The organism is Allorhizobium ampelinum S4 (genome assembly GCF_000016285.1).
Taxonomy (GTDB): Bacteria; Pseudomonadota; Alphaproteobacteria; order Rhizobiales; family Rhizobiaceae; genus Allorhizobium; species Allorhizobium ampelinum.
In genome coordinates this window covers 33,671-49,612 of sequence record NC_011991.1, presented here as the reverse complement: position 1 = coordinate 49,612, position 15,942 = coordinate 33,671, and the positions used below count along the sequence as shown (strand labels likewise).

Here is a 15,942-nt window from a genome sequence, read left to right as displayed (position 1 = left end):
GAGGAGGGGGTAGCTCGACCGTCTCAACAGTGGGCCTGATCATGCCGCCGCCCTCCCCTCGATAACGTCGGCCGCGACCTCGTTGGCGGTCACCTCGTCCAGGACAGCGTTCGGGTAGCCGTGACGTTTGAGCCATGCTTCAGCCGCTTCGCGGTCTTCCGCGAGGTGTACGAGCTCCGCATACTCACCCGCCCGATCGAAAATGCGGACCGAACCCGTCCTCGGGCGCTCGAGGACGTTGAAGATCAGCTCGGAATCGACCGAGAAGGTGCGGTGGATGCGCACGATGATCGTGCCATTACCGCCAAAGTCACCTTCGTGGATGGTGAAATCAGGCCGCGCGACATAGCTGCCGGTGGTCCTTTCGCCGTGCTTACGGATCAGCCGACCCTGGCTGTTGCGCGTCTTCCATGCCGAGAGCTTCTTCTTGTGCCGCTCCGGTGGTTGCGGGGTCGCGTCAGACCAGGAAACGATGGAGCCAAGCGGAGCGAGATCGAAAATTGCGTGTGCGGACATGTCGGTCCTCCTTGTTGCACGCGTGGAAAAGAAAACCGCCGCCGGAAACCGGCGGCGGGGATGGCGATCGGAAAGAAAATGAATGAAAGTCGGCTATTCGGCCGCAATGCCGTAATGGTCATCGACCGACGGCTCATCCACCAGGGGATCAGTGGCAGGCTCGTTTGCGGCCGCTTCAGATGACGTAGAGTCGGCCTGGTCCACGACATCGTCCTCATCCCGCCCCGCATCGCGGGCGGTGTGTTCGACAATGTCATCTTCAGCCGTGCCGAAAGAGGTATCGGCATCCTCATCAGGAGCAGCGCCCGCCTTGAACAAGGCGGTGAGGTCTTCCATGGCCGGTGCAAACAGGGCAGTAGGATGGACGAACCTCTCCTCCTTGAAATGGTCTACAAGTGCCGCGCGGGTTTCCTTGACCTTGGGGCGAGGTACAACGGCAGCTTGCCCAGCGGAGGTTTCGAGCGCATGGCGCGATAGGCATGACAGGAAGTCTTCGGTGCCCATGTTGGGCAGGAATGCGTCCGCACCGATGGCGTCTCCGGCGATACGCGCGACAATGCCGCTGTTCGAACTGTTGCGTCGGCACGACAGGACGTCGATCAGCACGGAACGTGCCGCGACCCGCAGTCTATCCGTGTCAAGGTCGATCTTGCCGTTTTCATCCAGCAGGGGGCCGACGTGGCCGTTGAACCGTTTCGTGCCGTAGACATCGCCACCGGCACCTGTATCGACCCGAACATTCAGGCCGGCGAAGGCGATTACGAGCAACGCCATCAGCATATCGTCCTCGATCGGCGCGCGACCGAGCGCCTCATGAAGGGCGTCGGTGCGGAAATCACCGATCATGTCCTGGCCCTTCTGCGTCACATCGGGACGGGGCTTGGCGGTGACAGCGATGGCATCATCATCGAGATCCCCGTCTGGCGAACCGGTATCGCCCTTCGCCTTGGTCTTTTTGCTTTCCGGCATCCGGTAGTGGACCGACTGGACCTTGCCATCGCGATCGATGTACATCGCCGTGTAATCACCTTTGCCTGGCTTGCCATAGACACGGTCGGCCTTTGCCGGAAGCTGCGGCTGGCCCCAGCTGTTGACCTCGACGATGGCACCCTTTTTAGGGAGGTTGCTGGTCATCCACTCCTGCTGCGCGCCGAGGAACGCTTCGACATCCGTCGTATAGCGGCTGTCCTCGTCGGCCGGTGCGAACAGGTCCTCGACCCACGCGATACCGTAGGCCTGTGCCAGGTCCTCACCAAAGCTTGCATCCCTGGCATACATGCGCGTCTTGCTGAGCCCGTTGGCGATCGCCCACCAGGATGCGGTGTCCCCCTTCTTCGGCTTCTGCGCCTTCCAGACTTCCTTCTGATCTTCGAGCGAGGCTGCCGCAATCGTGCGAAGCTGCTGCTCCGACGGCATGTCCCCCTTGGCCATCTGTTCGAGCATGGCTGGCAGCACGTTGGCGAGAAGTCGCAACTTCCTGATCTGCCGTACCGGCAGGGCGAGTGCGACGGCAATCGCCTCCTCGGTCCATCCAAGCGCGACGAGACGCTCGATGCCGCGCCATTGATCGACCGGGTTAAGGGGCTCGCGGGCGATGTTCTCGATCATGCCGCGCATGGCGCCGTTGTCGTCGCTGGCGTCCGCGACCAAAACCTCGATTTCCTCAAGGCCGGCGGCGATCGCCTGTTTGACGCGGCGGTGACCGGCGTCAATCACGTAGGCGTTGCCGCCATCACGTTCCTGCGCGACCACAGGCGGCTGGATGATGCCGACGGCCTTGATGGTCGCCAGCATCAGGGCGTCGGATTGCGGCGATGATTGCGACCGGCGTGTCCTGTCCGGATTGTCCTTCAATGCGCGCGGATCGAGTCTGACGATATGCATGGGATGCTCCTGTTCGGTGCGGACACGGCCCTTTGCCGGTCCTTCTCGCGTCTTCTTTTTTCCCGAAGACATCTCCCGAACCGCGGAGCGGTCGGTCCGGTGCAACGGCGGCCGAGCATCCCTGCCGCGAAGGACGAGCGGGGCTCACAGCCCTGCGAAGCACGAGTGGCCGGGATCGCGCAGGCGGCGGTTGAGCGAGAGCGCCACCGGATCGATCGATCTGCGAGGAGGCTTTTTCTTTTTTCCTTCTCTTCTCCAACTCCGGCATTTTTAGGCCGCTTGTTTTGACGCTATTTTACGTCTATATAAATGGCAGATACTGGAAAGGAGCCTCTTATGGGTCTCGCTCAATATGCCGATGGGGGCTTTTTCGCACCTCGCAAGATTGCCGAAGCGTTCCTCACGACCAGTGAAGAAGTTGCAAGGACAGCAGGCCTCGGAAAGGATTCCGTGCAGCGTAAGGAACGTGTTCGCTCGGACAGAACCCAACGCCGCCTGCGCGAAATGATCGAGGTCATCAACAAGGTGGAGCCACGGTTCGGTTCCGCTTTGATAGCTTATGCCTGGTTCAGGTCAGAACCCCTGCCCGGCTTCTCCGGGCAAACGGCTATGCAACTCGTTCGCACCGGCCGGGTCGAGGATGTCCTCGACTTTATCGATGCGGTCGACGCTGGCGTCCATGCCTGACCGAGATGGAGTATCTTGGTCCGCTTTATCGCGCGCTCAACCCCGTATACGCGCGTGAACCACTATCCGGTCGTGGTGCCGAACTCTATGGCGGCCGGTTCAACCCAAAAGGAGTTCCGGCACTTTACACATCCCTGTCGATAATCACGGCATTGCGAGAAGCCAACCAGGCCGGCAGTTTTCAACCGACGACACTGGTGTCCTATGACGCGGAAATCAACCACGTGTTTGATACGAGAGATGAGACCACGCTTGCCAGGAAAGGCATGGATAGGGCAGCGCTCAGCGACGACAGCTGGCGCGACCAGATGAAGGCGACCGGTGAAGCGCGAACGCAGGCCTTCGCCCGCCTGTTGATAGCCGAGGGCTATAGTGGGCTGCTGGTGCGGAGCTTCGCCCAGGGCGTCGGAGAAAAAGATCTCAATCTCGTACTGTGGAAGTGGGGTGAGAAGACCCCCTCCCGCCTGACATTGGTCGATGACGAAAACAGGCTATCTCGATAGCGGCCCGCTCAGCGGTCGCAACCCGCCGACCCCGGTTCGGATGAACAGGTCCGACGCGATTGTGGTCGTTTCAAACCATGTCTAACCCCGTCGAAGTCCCCATTCTCTTTCGAACTCTGCCTCGAAATCAGCATCGCCGTCGATCATGCGTGCGGGGGACCGAGTGGCGGCTTCATCTGGCATCAAAGACAAGTCGTGCGCCGAAACCTTATTGCCCTGACGGCCCAGCACGTAGCGGAGCCGCACACCGGGCTGCAACGTTGGAAGATTGGCCTCCGTCACCTTACTAAGATGGAGAAAGACATCGGGACCACCGTCGTCAGACGTGATGAAACCGTAGCCTTTGGTGGTATCGAACCATTTGAGTTTCCCCGTTGGCATCCCCGTACCTCTTCTCTAGTGACGAGTCGTCCGCAATTGGTGGGCCGCCCATGCCTCGTATTCGTCGAGCAGATCTTCGACCACTGACCATTGTGGATACGTGCTTCGCAAGAGTTCGTCTTGCTGGCTTACGTCCGGTGACTGCAGTGTCGCGCGTTTCCGGAATGTCTCAATCGCGCTGTGGCGCATCAGTGCAAGGCATTCGGAGGAATCCATGTCACGGGGCAGGTTTTCAAGCAAGCCACTGACGATTGCCACCCACTTATTGACGACAAGAGGCCGGTCAACCTCCCCTGCCTCGCCTGCCATATCCTCGAGCATCGAGAGCAGGGCGACGAACCGCAGGGGCCATGTCTCGGCCAGGAGTTGCGGCGTCATCATATCGACGATGCTACGGAGACGCTCAGGCAGCGCGTTGCAGAAAGGGGTTCCTCCACCATATTCTACCACCAATGTTCAATCCTCATGTTCGACCAAGCTTCCGTCATCGTTGAGGCGGTCCCTGAGCTCCTTGCCGGCGCGGAAGAACGGCACCCACTTCTCCTCCACGAACACCGCCTTGCCGGTCATCGGATTTCGGCCCGAACGGGCCGGGCGATGTCGCACAACAAAAATGCCGAAGCCTCTCAGTTCAACCCGTTCCCCGCGTTCAAGGGCGGCCGCTATATCATCGAGGATAGTATTAACGATCCGCTCCGCATCCTGACGGTAGAGGTGCGGATTGCGCGCGGCGATGACATCGATGAGTTCGGATCTGATCATAGTGTTTTGTAACGCATCCGTGGCGTTTTGGAAGACGATCAACTCGCACAGGCTCTCGCGGTTTTGAGCAAGACGCGACGTTCCGGACCATCGAACGCAGCGCAACGATGGATGAGTGGCCATGGTGGTCGTTGCTCTTTACCAATGATAGGCCAAGCCGCAGAGTTCAGTATATCGATTCGTGATGATGGCGGTTGCCTCTGACACGACGATCGATCAAAGCAGCGGAAGCAGAATGCAAGTTTTTACGGAGTATAACGGCAAACGGTTCGTGACGAACATGGATTTCCTCCTGGCGGATGAGGATGATTACGCCACCTACCTTCTCAATGCGACGCGGCTTAATCAAGAGCTCGGAAAGGATCCGTTCTTTTGGGCAAGTGATCGCACAGCTGTTCTGGCGCAGACAGACTTCAAACCCGGCAAATACCATTGCTGGGTTACGAGGCTCGAAGCGCGCCAGGAAATAGCAATCCCGATCCTGACGCAGACTTCAGAGGGCGAAGTTACGGTGCTTTCCGGCCGCCACCGTATCATGGCGATGATGGACAACGGTTTTGAACAAATTCCGGTGCGGGCGAAGGTCGCGCTTCGAGAAAAGTTGGCCCCTCTCGCTTGAAGAAGCGTATTGAAAGAATGGCGAGTTCGCCAAGCTTCTTCCCTCTGTGCGCAGGTTTCGCGGGCAAGCGGCTATCCGCCAATTAGGACAGCCGTGACGTCGCACGCGTGTTTTCGGCGAGTGCTGACGTCGCAAGTGCCTCTTCAATCTTGCGGAGCGCCTCCCGCTTGTCCGCCAGCTCCTCAGCGAAGGCAAACTGACCGCCTTCGCGGGAACGATAGGAGGCAAGTCGCCGGTAAGCCTCTTCGAGGCGTTGGCGATAGCGCTGTTGTTCGCCGTCGAAATCGCCTAGCGCATGTTCGAGGCGCGAAATGGCACCCAGCGGCGTGACGGTCACATCGAGGTCGATATCGTAGTCCGCGCCGGTGCGCTGAAGCAGCGTCTGGAAACGATAGCCTTCGCCCTTGCCAAACCTTTCGCCGTCATAGACAAGATCGAAGCCGCCAATTGTGCCGAGGGTAACCTCACCTTGCTGGCGAAGCTGCAAAAGGGTGAGGATCTCCTTCATCAGGGCACGCCCGGCGAGTTTCCGCTCGTCGTAAGGCTTACCGGCGACTATCATCGCGAACCCATCGCCTGCGGTTGGAACAAGCCGTTTGATATCCTCGCCAATTCCGCTGATGCGGCGCGTTGAGACTTCGATATCACGCTCTGCATCGCGTATTTGACGCCGCACCGCATACTGGTCGTCCTCATGGGCTGCACGCAACCGATCGAGGCGGGCGATATCGGCCTCGAGCCCGGCCTTCTGCATCAGACGCTCGTCACCGGATGCGATGGCCTTGGCCATGGCGAACTGGTTGGCCTGCCCTTCGCCCATGTCTTCAAGACGGCGGATCGACGTGTCGCCCGACAAGGCGGCAGCGATAAAGCGCGCCTTGCGCTCGTTATTCTGCCACATGCTGGCATCGAGAGATCCTTGCGTGGCATAGGCGAAGATATCGACCTCGTCATGCTGGTTGCCCTGACGGACGATGCGACCCTCGCGCTGCTCGATCTGCGACGGGAGCCAGGGAACGTCGAGATGGTGGAGGGCCTTCAGCCGGAGTTGAGCATTGACGCCGGTGCCCATTGTCTCGGAACTGCCGATCAGGAACCGGACCTTGCCGGCCCGCACATCGCCGAACAGACGTTGCTTCGCCTCCGTCTTCTTGTAGTCCTGCATATAGGCGATTTCCGCCGGCGGGACGCCCATGCGGATGAGCTCGTCACGGATCCAGCGATAGGCGGAGAAGCCGCGTGATTTCTCGACGTTGATGGTGCCGAGATCGGAAAAAATCATCTGGGCAGCGCCGGGAAGTTCGTACGGTTTACCGTCCGGTTTCAAGTAGGTGTTCTGCGACGTGTCCTGCCAAAGGCGAAACGCGTTCTCGACCAGGAGATTGAGCTTGTTGTCGGGCTCGTTGTCATTGTCCGTGTCAACCAGCCGCAGATCGATCGCCGCGTGACGGCCATCGGTGATGACCGAGAGCAGGATATCGTCCCCCGGTTTCGGAGGTCCCTCGCGCTGCTCGATCGCCTTGATACGGGCGTCGAGGATGGTCTGATAGTTCCTGAAGGCCTGGGTTGGCTTCGCGGTCACGATCTGCCTCCGGCCGGTCGAAATCGCAGGCACCTTCACGTACTGACGCAGATCATCCGGCATCACGACATCGGCAAAGCTGCGGAACATGGCGATCAGTTCCGGCACGTTAACGAAGCTGGCAAAGCGGCTGACGGGCTTGTATTTGCCGGAAGGCTGGATCTCCAGCGCCGTTGCCGTGTCTCCGAAGGTGCTCGCCCAGGCGTCGAACTCATGCAGTCCCCGTTCGCGCAGAGCTTCGTGGCCGAGCAGGCGCTGGATCGAGAACATTTCGCCAAGCGTATTTGTGATCGGTGTGCCCGATGCCAGCACGAGCGCCCGGCCGGGGTTCTTCGTCTCGATAAAACGCGACTTGACGAACAGGTCCCAGGCACGTTGGGAACCGTTGGGATCGATACCCTTCAGCGTTGCCATATTAGTCGCAAACGACAGTTTTCGGAATTCCTGCGCCTCATCGACGATAATCTGGTCGACACCAATTTCCGAGATCGTCAGCAGATCGTCCTTGCGGGTCGCGAGTGCTTCGAGCCGCTCCTGCAGTCCTTCCTTCAGGCGCTCGAGCCGTTTCCGCGACACCCGGTCATCGCTTTCGACCCTGGTCATCAGGTCCTCGAACAGCTCCAGTTCGTCGTGGATCATCTGTTGTTCAAAAGCAGACGGCACGGCAATGAACCTGAACGCCGAATGGGTGATGATGATGGCATCCCATGTCGCCGTCGCCGCGCGGCTGAGGAACCGGGCGCGCTTGTCCTTGGTAAAATTCGTCTCGTCGGCCACCAGGATGTTGGCGTTCGGATACAGTGCGAGAAATTCCCGCGCCGCCTGCGCCAGGCAATGGCCGGGTACGACAAGCATCGCCTTGGCGATCAGTCCAAGCCGGCGCTGTTCCATGATCGCGGCTGCCATGGTCATCGTCTTGCCGGCGCCGACGGCATGGGCGAGATAGGTCGAACCGGACGAGATGATACGCCAGATGCCGCGCTTCTGATGCCCGTACAGAACAAAGGCGCTCGATGCGCCGGGAAGTTTCAGATGAGAACCATCGAAGGCTCTCGGCGCGATATTGTTGAAGCGATCGTTATAGACCCGCGCCAGCCGGTCGGTGCGATCGGGATCGGTCCAGACCCAGTTCTGGAAAGCCTGCTTGATCTTCTGCAACTTGTCGCGCGCAGCTTCGGTGTCGACGACATTGAGGATGCGGCGCTCGCCGTCAATATCCTTGACGGTGTCGAAGATCTGCGGCACACGGCTGTTGAGAGCGTCGGCAAGCAGATCTCCGGCGTAACGGCGGTCGGTGCCCCATTCCGAAGTGCCAGCAGCGCTGTAGCCCAGCTGGCGTGCTTCGACCGTCCATGAGCCGAGCTCCGGCATATGGTGGATACGGATATCGGCTTCCATCGTTTGCCTGACGAACGCAACGATATCGGAGGCGGGTATCCATGGAGCGCCGAGGCGGGCAGCAATATCGGAGGGGCGTAGATCGGCGGGCTGAACCGCCTGCAGCGCCCGGACATTGCGCCCGAAAGTCGGATCAAGCTCTGCCGCAGCCTCCGCGAACGCCAGTTTCGTGCGCACCGAGCCAGAGAGATAAGCATCTGATATTTGCCAGGACCCATCCGTCGGGTTTTGAAAAATGCCGTCGCCGAGATCCGCGATGACCGCCGCAGGATCGCTATGCAACAATTCGGCGATATGGTCGAGATCGACATGGCCGCGCTCGTTCAGGACGACAGCCAGCGCATCGGTGGAACTGGTAATCACGGGCGGTGCGGGAGGAGCGATGACTCGCTCGGTAAAAATGGGGCCGGGTTTCGCCGTGTCAGTTTCGAGATCGTAGTCTTCGATAGATGCGACCAGCCAGCAATCGGGATCGTCGCGAAATGGCAGCAGATTTGGCTGGCGATGGGTTTCGCGGACCTCGTCTGTTTCTGCGTCTTCGCTGATCGAGACGGTCGTGTGATTGATCGGACCGAAATCCCGCACGAAGTTCGACCATGCGATGCGAAGCCGCACCTGGAGATCACGCCAGGGACGATCCTGCTCCTGTGCCTTCAGCACGTCGCGCACCGCATCGCGGATCGGGATCAGTTTCCTGATAATCCGAACGTGCTTTTCCGGGATACCCTCACCGGCCCGGCCCTTGCGAACTGGAATGACGACCGCTGCGCCGTCGACCATCTGCATCAGGCCGCGGGCATTGTCGATAAAGAAGCTGCCTTCGCGGACCGTGTCGTTGCGCGGCCGAATGTCGACGATATCTCCGAGTTCGGCCTCCAGGTCGATGTCTACGGGCGTCGGCTCGCCGTCATAGATGTCTTCCGGGAGAAGAGAGACGGCAGCATTCAGGGCAGCCTCCAGATCCTCACCAGCACGCGGCAGGCAGGTATAGGTCTCGCCAAACGCCCCTGAGGTCAGCGCGTGGTCACCCAGAACAAAATCCGGGTGCCGGGCAAACCAGCGGTTGACACGAATGGCGCCGTCGTCGGCGGTTGCCGGCCGTACCTCTTGCAGATCGAGCCAGGAAAGGTCTCCCTCTACCTCGCCCATTTTTCGCTTGCGGAAAAACAGGAGATCGACCACCACATCCGTGCCGGCGTCGCGGCGAAAGCTGCCTTCGGGCAACCGAATTGCGGCAATCAGATCTGCCGACTTAGCAATATGCCCGCGTGCCGTGGAGTCAGCCTTGTCCATGGTGCCCGAGCTGGTGACGAAGGCAGCCAGTGCCCCGGGCTTCAGGAGATCGATCGACCGGGCAATAAAATAATCATGCAGCCGAAGTCCGAGCGACCGATAGGCGCGGTCAGAGCGGACGGCGCGATCGGAAAAGGGAGGGTTCCCGATGGCAAGATCGTAGATGACGCCAAGATCCGTGCGGCTGAAATCGCCGTTGACGATACGTGCCTTCGGCTGCAGCAGGCGGACGATGCGCGCGGTGACCGGATCGAGCTCGACCCCGGTGACATAACTTTTGTAGCGGAACGCTTCCGGCATCAGCGCAGGAAACAGGCCGGTCCCTATACCAGGCTCCAGAACCCGCCCACCGAGCCAGCCGAGCCGCTGCAGGCCCGACCAGATCGCCCGGATGATGAACTCAGGTGTGAAATGGGCATACTGCGTGCAGCGCGCCAGTGACGCGTAGTCCAGTCCGGAGACGCCCGTTTCGAGCGAGCTGCCAAGGTCGTCCCAGCCCTTGCGAAACCCAACTTCGCCCGGGCGCCGGAACATGCCGTTTGCCAGCTCCGATGCCCCAAAACCGGCGAAGCGGATCAGTTTCTGCTGATGCGCGCGGGTGACCGGGATATTGTGATTCTCGATTTCGTTGGCGGTCAGGATCGCGGCAACATTCATCCGTGCCCGTTCCTTCCAGCTGGCAGCCAGACCGCGGTCATCTTCGCCGAGATAGAAGTTGGCACGATGGCCCGGTTTGCGCGGCGGCTGTTTCATAGAGTCGACGGACATAGCCGCGGCGGGCGCGGGCGGCGTCGGCTCCGGATCATCGTCATTGGCTGGGGTTGAAAAGCTGCCGAAGGCAGTTACGCCGAGACCAAGGCCGGACGAAAGGGCGGTATTGCCGAACATGTCGAGAGTAAAAGGATCGTTGCTCATGGAAAGGCTCCCTGGAAAACGAGCAAGCGTTGTCATCCGGCCGAAACAACGGGACGGGCGACGGGCGCGAGGTTGTTGGAAGATTGGCCGTGGGGCCGTGGTCAGCAGCGGATCACGTCATCGCCCCCGAAATACCGCCGCTTGTAGTGCCAGTAGTCTGGATTGGTTTTCGGGTTGCATTCCGCGGCATAGAGGACGAGTGGACGTTGTCCCTCGGCGAGTTTGCTGTTGGACACCGCATACACGCCCTCGTCGCCGGCCATCCACGAGCCAGCCCTTGCCTCGGTAGCGGAAGGAATCCCATGGTAGGGCGCCCGATATCCGCCATTTGCTTCTGCGTCGGCACGACCCCGCGCCAGCACGGCGGCGATCTCCGTAACAGGGAAAGTGAACATGTCACGCCTCCGTCACGCGGCGATTGCGTCTGGCAGGTAGCGCAGATGAACCGGTAGCTTCGCCGCGATTTCCGTGTCGGTCAGATCCGCAAGCAGCTTTTGCCGACCGGTGCCGCCATCGGAAAAGACAATAATCATCCGGCGCCCAGGTAGATGCTGCGGATGGTCGTCGTTCGAATAGCCGCGATAGGCGTCCGACGTCATGCTCCAGATGTGCTCGAGCTGTTCGTCACGCGTCATTGTCTGGAGCGGTCGAGTCTCGCACTGGTTGATAGCTTGCCGCATTCGCCCGACGGATTGCGTGTCGGCGAGATCGCAGTAGCTGTGGAAGTGCCTGATCGCTCCGTCGATCTGCAACGTGAAAAACACCGACGTCACTGAGCCGGTCATGAACTCGCGCATCGCGAATGTGTCACCGCGGATCCACAGAGGCGGCAGGATGTCGAACATGTAGTCATGCTCGGCTTCGCCGATTGCAAACCATTCGCCGGCATAAAGCGCACTCACATCACCGTCGAAGCGGCTAGACATTTGGCGGTGGCGATCGAACAGGCTGAACATTTGGCTGCGGGTGGCGACACCCTGGAAGATTTTTCGAGGTTCGGAAGAGGTGAGCATTTGCGGCTCCTTGCGCGCTTGTCCAGACCGAAGCGCAACACCGTCCTCTCGACCGTATCGTCTCTCTTCAGTCCTCCATGACCCCTTCCGTAAGGCCGCCATCGCGTCCGGCAGGGTCAAGGGCCGGCAAGGCCGGGGCGCAGCTTCCCTTGACGCGGACGGCGGGAATGCGGCAGACCCTTGCCTTTCTCGTCCCTCTCTCTTTCTTTTCTCCTCGTCTTCAGGACCTCATTCCAATCCTCTTCGGACGGCCGCAGTCGCATCCAGCCGCAGCCGGCTTCCTCTGCGAGTGCGCGCAGTCGTTCGGCAAACGTCTCTCCTTGAGAATTAGCGTCGGTTGCGGCCACGAGCTGCACGTCCGGCCGCGACACCAGTGCCCGGATCGCGGCTTCCGTGGTTGGCGACCAGCCACCGCCGGTGCTGACATAAATCGTGCCGTCGCGAAGCCCCTCGATGGCAGCAAGGCTCATGGCGTCGATTGCGGCCTCGGTGACGCAGATCCGTAGAGCATCGGGTGGACCAATCCGAAACAAGATCTTCGTTCCGCCAGTCGCAAAGCCTCGCCATTCCGGCCCGCGTTCCTCCCACCCCGTGACATGACCGGCGCCATCGGTGTGAGCAGCCCACATACTGCCGAAGGGACCTTCGCACAGGCAGTCCCGTGCGACAGCGGCCTGTAACAGAGAGAATGGCAGGGCCCGCTCCGACGACAGGTAGCGCCAGGTCGCTGAACCGCGCCACGGCTTACGCCGCAAAGTCCATCGTTCCGATACGGGTCCGACGAGCGGTGTGGTTTTTGGATGCGGCTTCCATTCCGGTTCACCGAAATCGAATCCGATGAGCTGACCGACCCGCTCAAGGCATTCGGAAAAGCTCACGCCGTCGAGGTGTCCGACAAGAGAAAAGACGTCCCCTTTGGCATCGCTCAGCGGATCGAACCAGCCCTTTCCCTCATGGTTGACGATGATGATGTCCGAGCCGCTACGGTACTTTACCGCCCGCCGGGTGCTTTCCTTGATATCCACGGCAAACCCGGCCTGCTCAAGAACCGCACCGCAGTTCACCTTCTCCTTCAGTTCTTCGACTTTCTCTCTCTTCATACGGCCCGGCTCGCCCGGCCGGCCCTCCTTTCTTTGCGTAAATTAATGGCAACCGCTTCCCCAGTCGCGAAGATCAAAGGGGGCAAGGGCGCCGGAGGCAAGCCAAAAAAGTGTGAGGAGTTTGGGACATCGCAGGTCCGACGGTGGCGGAGCTTCCCTTGCCGCCTGCAGGTCGCAAGCGGCATGAGAACCTTCCGATAGGATGTTTATCATGTCAGGCAGGGTCCAATTTCGCCGGACTTGTTCAAGGGCATTTTTTCTCCGACCTTGAGTCCCAGAGCTTCTTGTCAAATTCCCAAAAGATTTGCGAGACAAACCCAACTTTCGTTTTCGGCGGCCTTCGGCGCTCAGAGATCGTTGGCCTTGATATGAAGCCGGACCAGCTTCGGCGATATCCGTATTGAATCGCCAGTTATTTAATTGACTACCGAATGTTCATGTGGGTACATGATATCCCCACGTGAACTGCTGGCCTGGAATGTGAAGAAACTACGTGTCGCGAAAGGAATGTCGCAGGAGCGCCTTTCTCTCGAAGCTCATCTAGAGCGGGTTGCGATATCGCAGATAGAGCGCAGACGGATCAATCCTGGCCTCGATTCACTCGGAAAAATCGCACAGGCTCTCGGCGTTCCTATTACGGATCTGTTCAAAGAGCCCATGAAAGGCGAACTGGAGCCGGCCAACTTGCGGCCAGGGCGACGGAATTCGACCTGATTCGCCAGTTGAACTCAGTTCTCGTGAGGACAGCATATGAAAGATGAGCCGCATGCAGTCGATGTCGCCGTCGGTCGCGCCATCCGGAAGAGGCGCATGATCAACGGGGTTTCTCAGTCTGACCTGGGCGCGCGTATTGGCGTCACCTTCCAACAGGTCCAGAAATATGAAAAGGGCACGAACCGGGTCTCGGCAAGCATGCTCATGGAAATTGCTTGTGCCCTGCACGTGGACGTACGAAGCTTTTTCGACGGCATCGACGCTCCGAGCGGCAAGGAGCCACTCCATCACACTGCCACGCCAGCGGCGTTTTCTATCACCCGCGAGACCGTCGCGCTCAACCAAGCTTTCGCTCAAATTAATGACGCCCTGCTTCGGCGAAAGATCGTTGACCTCGTGCGGGCTGTCGCCAGTTCGAGCTCTACAAGCGAGGACGAGCTTCTGCATGACCTAGCCGAGTAGTCTGCGGCAAGTGCTCATTGCGCGTTCCTGCGCCCGTCGCCTATGGCCCCGCATTCATAACTTTCACTTACTTTGCCGGCGTTATTAATGAGTGGTTAATTTTCCTGAACGATACTCTTTTGACACCAAACAGCGTAGCTGCCGCTTCGCATCCGATTTAGCGTTCCGCAACAAGTTGCCGGGCCGCGCTTTTTTGTCGAGTGAGCTACCATGTCGTTTCTTTCTCGTATCATCACCATTAGAACAAAGGCGCATTTTTCGTCGGTTGCGCGTCGTCGATCAGCATCATTCGGTCCTGGGAAGCATAAAGGTAATGAAGCGAGACAACGCATCCTTGTTCTGATGGGGGGGTTCTGCGTTCTCTATACGGTGATTGGCGCACGACTTGTCCAATATGGCACTGCATCGCCCCTGGTCACGAGTTCGATCAGTGCTCCTGGGTTTGGCATTGCTTCACGCCCGGATATCGTGGACCGGAACGGCGAACTCCTTGCCACGGACCTCAATATGGTGTCACTTTATGCGGAACCAAGGAAGATCGTTGACATTGACGAAGCCGTGGAGAAGCTATCGACCGTCATCAAGGGGATCGACTGGGCCGATACCTACAAAAAGCTGCAATCCAAATCAGCGTTCCAGTGGCTCCGCCGCCGACTGACGCCGCGCCAGCAAGCAGATATCCTCGCGCTCGGCATCCCTGGTATTGGGTTCCGTCCCGAGAAACAGCGTTTCTATCCGGGCGGCGCAACGGCAGCCCATATCCTTGGACACGTCAACATCGACAATAAGGGGCTCGCAGGGATGGAGCGCTATATCGATCAGCAAGGACTTGCTGATCTGCGTGCCGCAGGCCTGACCGACAACGCCCACCTCGATCCTGTGCGGCTGTCCATCGATCTAAGGGTGCAGAACATCGTCCATGACGTGATCGCCGAGGCAATGATCAACTACAAAGCTGAAGCCGCTGGGGCTGTTGTGCTAGACGCCGAGACGGGGGAAATCCTCGCCATGGCATCAGTCCCCGACTACAATCCAAACGAACCGTCTAGAACCCTCCCTGACGGCTCTGTCGATAAAGAGTATGAAAAAGGCTGGTTCAACCGGATGAGCAACGCGACCTACGAAATGGGATCGACGTTCAAAAGCTTCACGCTTGCGATGGGGTTGGACGAGGGGAAAATCGGGCTTAATTCTGTCTTGGATGCTTCGAGGCCAATCAAAATGGGCGGTTTTACCATTCATGATGACCATGGTCAGGGACGCCCTCTCACTGTCCCGGAGGTCTTCCAATATTCATCAAATATCGGAACTGCCAAGATTGCGACAATGGTGAATCTTAAAGACCATCAGGCCTTCCTGACCAAGCTGGGCCTTCTGTCGAAGATGACGACTGAACTGCCCGAAGTTGCCACCCCCACTCAGCCACGTGTCTGGAAGCCGCTCAATCAAGTGACGATATCCTTCGGCCATGGCGTTGCAACCACACCGCTGCAAACCGCCGTAGCAGGGGCGGCCCTTATTAACGGTGGAAAGCTCTTTTCACCGACCTTCCTGGCCAGAAGCCCTGATGAGGCCGATGTCGTGGTGAAGCAGGTCATTCAGCCGAAGACCAGTGCAGACATGCGATACCTCTTCCACTGGAACGGGATCAAAGGTTCCGGCAGGAACGCACAGGTCCAGGGGTTCAACGTTGGGGGCAAAACGGGTACCGCCGACAAGGTTATTAACGGTAAATACGCGGCGCACCTGAACTTCAACGCCTATCTGGCCGGATTCCCAATTGACAAGCCTAGATACGTTGTGTTGACCGTCATCGACGCACCATTAACCGGGGAAAAGGGAGGTAGGCTAGCTGCGTACACCGCTGCCCCGATGGCGAAGGAAGTCATAAGCAGATCGGCAGCCCTTCTTGGTGTACAGCCTCGCTTCGGGAACGATGACGATCCGCAGTTACTAACTAACTACTGAAGATCCTTTTTCGGAGGGGCCTGTAGCGGGCGGTGTTATCCTCGATACCGCTGGAGCAGGTGGAGCGCCGTGAACAGGCATCGCCTTGCTGGTAGGTGCTGCCGGATCAGCACTTTGCATGAAGCGTTGATTTGAAAGGCACACC

Annotated in this window: 15 protein-coding genes; 6 read left to right on the top strand and 9 right to left on the bottom strand. The window is 59.2% G+C overall.

Annotation, left to right across the window (positions count from 1 at the left end; translation table 11 throughout):
• Positions 1-39 precede the first annotated feature (39 nt).
• Together AVI_RS23125 and AVI_RS23120 are read right to left on the bottom strand one after the other, a co-directional pair.
• Positions 40-516: a hypothetical protein gene (locus AVI_RS23125; protein ID WP_012655058.1), complete on the bottom strand. Its 477-nt coding sequence runs from the start codon at positions 514-516 to the stop codon at positions 40-42.
• 93 nt (positions 517-609) lie between these two features.
• Complete coding sequence (locus AVI_RS23120; RefSeq protein ID WP_012655057.1) at positions 610-2,400, bottom strand: ParB/RepB/Spo0J family partition protein; 1,791 nt, start codon at positions 2,398-2,400, stop codon at positions 610-612.
• A 336-nt stretch (positions 2,401-2,736) separates the two neighbouring features.
• On the opposite strand from AVI_RS23120, the gene AVI_RS23115 reads away from it, so the two are divergent.
• Together AVI_RS23115 and AVI_RS23110 are read left to right on the top strand one after the other, a co-directional pair.
• Complete coding sequence (locus tag AVI_RS23115) at positions 2,737-3,087, top strand: antitoxin Xre/MbcA/ParS toxin-binding domain-containing protein (RefSeq protein WP_012655055.1); 351 nt, start codon at positions 2,737-2,739, stop codon at positions 3,085-3,087.
• 5 nt (positions 3,088-3,092) lie between these two features.
• Complete coding sequence (locus AVI_RS23110; RefSeq protein WP_012655054.1) at positions 3,093-3,590, top strand: RES family NAD+ phosphorylase; 498 nt, start codon at positions 3,093-3,095, stop codon at positions 3,588-3,590.
• An 81-nt stretch (positions 3,591-3,671) separates the two neighbouring features.
• Here AVI_RS23110 and AVI_RS23105 read toward each other — a convergent pair whose 3' ends face one another.
• Genes AVI_RS23105 through AVI_RS23095 form a run of 3 tightly spaced genes read right to left on the bottom strand, consistent with a single transcriptional unit; the run spans position 3,672 to position 4,733 of the window.
• Positions 3,672-3,971 (bottom strand): cold-shock protein, encoded by a 300-nt coding sequence (locus AVI_RS23105; RefSeq protein ID WP_012655053.1) that lies wholly within the window; start codon positions 3,969-3,971, stop codon positions 3,672-3,674.
• 15 nt (positions 3,972-3,986) lie between these two features.
• Entirely contained in the window at positions 3,987-4,421 is a 435-nt protein-coding gene (locus AVI_RS23100) for a hypothetical protein (RefSeq protein ID WP_012655052.1), read from the bottom strand.
• 6 nt (positions 4,422-4,427) lie between these two features.
• Positions 4,428-4,733 (bottom strand): integration host factor subunit beta, encoded by a 306-nt coding sequence (locus tag AVI_RS23095; protein WP_041699171.1) that lies wholly within the window; start codon positions 4,731-4,733, stop codon positions 4,428-4,430.
• Between the two features lie 184 nt (positions 4,734-4,917).
• Between AVI_RS23095 and AVI_RS23090 the strand changes: the two genes are divergently transcribed.
• Complete coding sequence (locus tag AVI_RS23090; RefSeq protein ID WP_049777416.1) at positions 4,918-5,352, top strand: hypothetical protein; 435 nt, start codon at positions 4,918-4,920, stop codon at positions 5,350-5,352.
• An 82-nt stretch (positions 5,353-5,434) separates the two neighbouring features.
• Here the strand turns inward: AVI_RS23090 and AVI_RS23085 are convergent, their stop codons facing one another.
• The 4 genes from AVI_RS23085 to AVI_RS23070 all read right to left on the bottom strand — a co-directional run bounded on the left by AVI_RS23085 (position 5,435) and on the right by AVI_RS23070 (position 12,653).
• Positions 5,435-10,540 (bottom strand): DEAD/DEAH box helicase family protein, encoded by a 5,106-nt coding sequence (locus AVI_RS23085; protein ID WP_012655050.1) that lies wholly within the window; start codon positions 10,538-10,540, stop codon positions 5,435-5,437.
• Between the two features lie 101 nt (positions 10,541-10,641).
• Positions 10,642-10,935 (bottom strand): DUF3085 domain-containing protein, encoded by a 294-nt coding sequence (locus AVI_RS23080; RefSeq protein ID WP_012655049.1) that lies wholly within the window; start codon positions 10,933-10,935, stop codon positions 10,642-10,644.
• Between the two features lie 12 nt (positions 10,936-10,947).
• Positions 10,948-11,553 carry a DUF1419 domain-containing protein gene (locus tag AVI_RS23075; RefSeq protein WP_041699169.1) on the bottom strand — a complete coding sequence of 202 codons (606 nt, stop codon included), beginning with the start codon at positions 11,551-11,553 and terminating at the stop codon, positions 10,948-10,950.
• Positions 11,554-11,669: 116 nt separating this feature from the next.
• Entirely contained in the window at positions 11,670-12,653 is a 984-nt protein-coding gene (locus tag AVI_RS23070; RefSeq protein ID WP_012655047.1) for a DUF3991 and toprim domain-containing protein, read from the bottom strand.
• A 447-nt stretch (positions 12,654-13,100) separates the two neighbouring features.
• Here AVI_RS23070 and AVI_RS23065 point away from each other — a divergent pair, with 447 nt between their 5' ends.
• From AVI_RS23065 to AVI_RS23055, 3 genes are all read left to right on the top strand, one after another.
• Positions 13,101-13,367 carry a helix-turn-helix domain-containing protein gene (locus AVI_RS23065; protein ID WP_012655045.1) on the top strand — a complete coding sequence of 89 codons (267 nt, stop codon included), beginning with the start codon at positions 13,101-13,103 and terminating at the stop codon, positions 13,365-13,367.
• A 36-nt stretch (positions 13,368-13,403) separates the two neighbouring features.
• Complete coding sequence (locus tag AVI_RS23060; protein WP_012655044.1) at positions 13,404-13,829, top strand: helix-turn-helix domain-containing protein; 426 nt, start codon at positions 13,404-13,406, stop codon at positions 13,827-13,829.
• Between the two features lie 210 nt (positions 13,830-14,039).
• A complete protein-coding gene (locus AVI_RS23055) occupies positions 14,040-15,797 on the top strand; it encodes a peptidoglycan D,D-transpeptidase FtsI family protein (protein ID WP_012655043.1) in 1,758 nt (585 codons plus the stop codon).
• Positions 15,798-15,942 lie beyond the last annotated feature (145 nt).

Bases quoted from the DNA above. Each gene is read 5' to 3' on its own strand.
- AVI_RS23125 (WP_012655058.1), bottom strand. From the start codon at position 516: ATGTCCGCACACGCAATTTTCGATCTCGCTCCGCTTGGCTCCATCGTT.
- AVI_RS23120 (WP_012655057.1), bottom strand. From the start codon at position 2,400: ATGCATATCGTCAGACTCGATCCGCGCGCATTGAAGGACAATCCGGAC.
- AVI_RS23115 (WP_012655055.1), top strand. From the start codon at position 2,737: ATGGGTCTCGCTCAATATGCCGATGGGGGCTTTTTCGCACCTCGCAAG.
- AVI_RS23110 (WP_012655054.1), top strand. From the start codon at position 3,093: ATGGAGTATCTTGGTCCGCTTTATCGCGCGCTCAACCCCGTATACGCG.
- AVI_RS23105 (WP_012655053.1), bottom strand. From the start codon at position 3,971: ATGCCAACGGGGAAACTCAAATGGTTCGATACCACCAAAGGCTACGGT.
- AVI_RS23095 (WP_041699171.1), bottom strand. From the start codon at position 4,733: ATGATCAGATCCGAACTCATCGATGTCATCGCCGCGCGCAATCCGCAC.
- AVI_RS23090 (WP_049777416.1), top strand. From the start codon at position 4,918: ATGATGGCGGTTGCCTCTGACACGACGATCGATCAAAGCAGCGGAAGC.
- AVI_RS23085 (WP_012655050.1), bottom strand. From the start codon at position 10,540: ATGAGCAACGATCCTTTTACTCTCGACATGTTCGGCAATACCGCCCTT.
- AVI_RS23080 (WP_012655049.1), bottom strand. From the start codon at position 10,935: ATGTTCACTTTCCCTGTTACGGAGATCGCCGCCGTGCTGGCGCGGGGT.
- AVI_RS23075 (WP_041699169.1), bottom strand. From the start codon at position 11,553: ATGCTCACCTCTTCCGAACCTCGAAAAATCTTCCAGGGTGTCGCCACC.
- AVI_RS23070 (WP_012655047.1), bottom strand. From the start codon at position 12,653: ATGAAGAGAGAGAAAGTCGAAGAACTGAAGGAGAAGGTGAACTGCGGT.
- AVI_RS23065 (WP_012655045.1), top strand. From the start codon at position 13,101: ATGATATCCCCACGTGAACTGCTGGCCTGGAATGTGAAGAAACTACGT.
- AVI_RS23060 (WP_012655044.1), top strand. From the start codon at position 13,404: ATGAAAGATGAGCCGCATGCAGTCGATGTCGCCGTCGGTCGCGCCATC.
- AVI_RS23055 (WP_012655043.1), top strand. From the start codon at position 14,040: ATGTCGTTTCTTTCTCGTATCATCACCATTAGAACAAAGGCGCATTTT.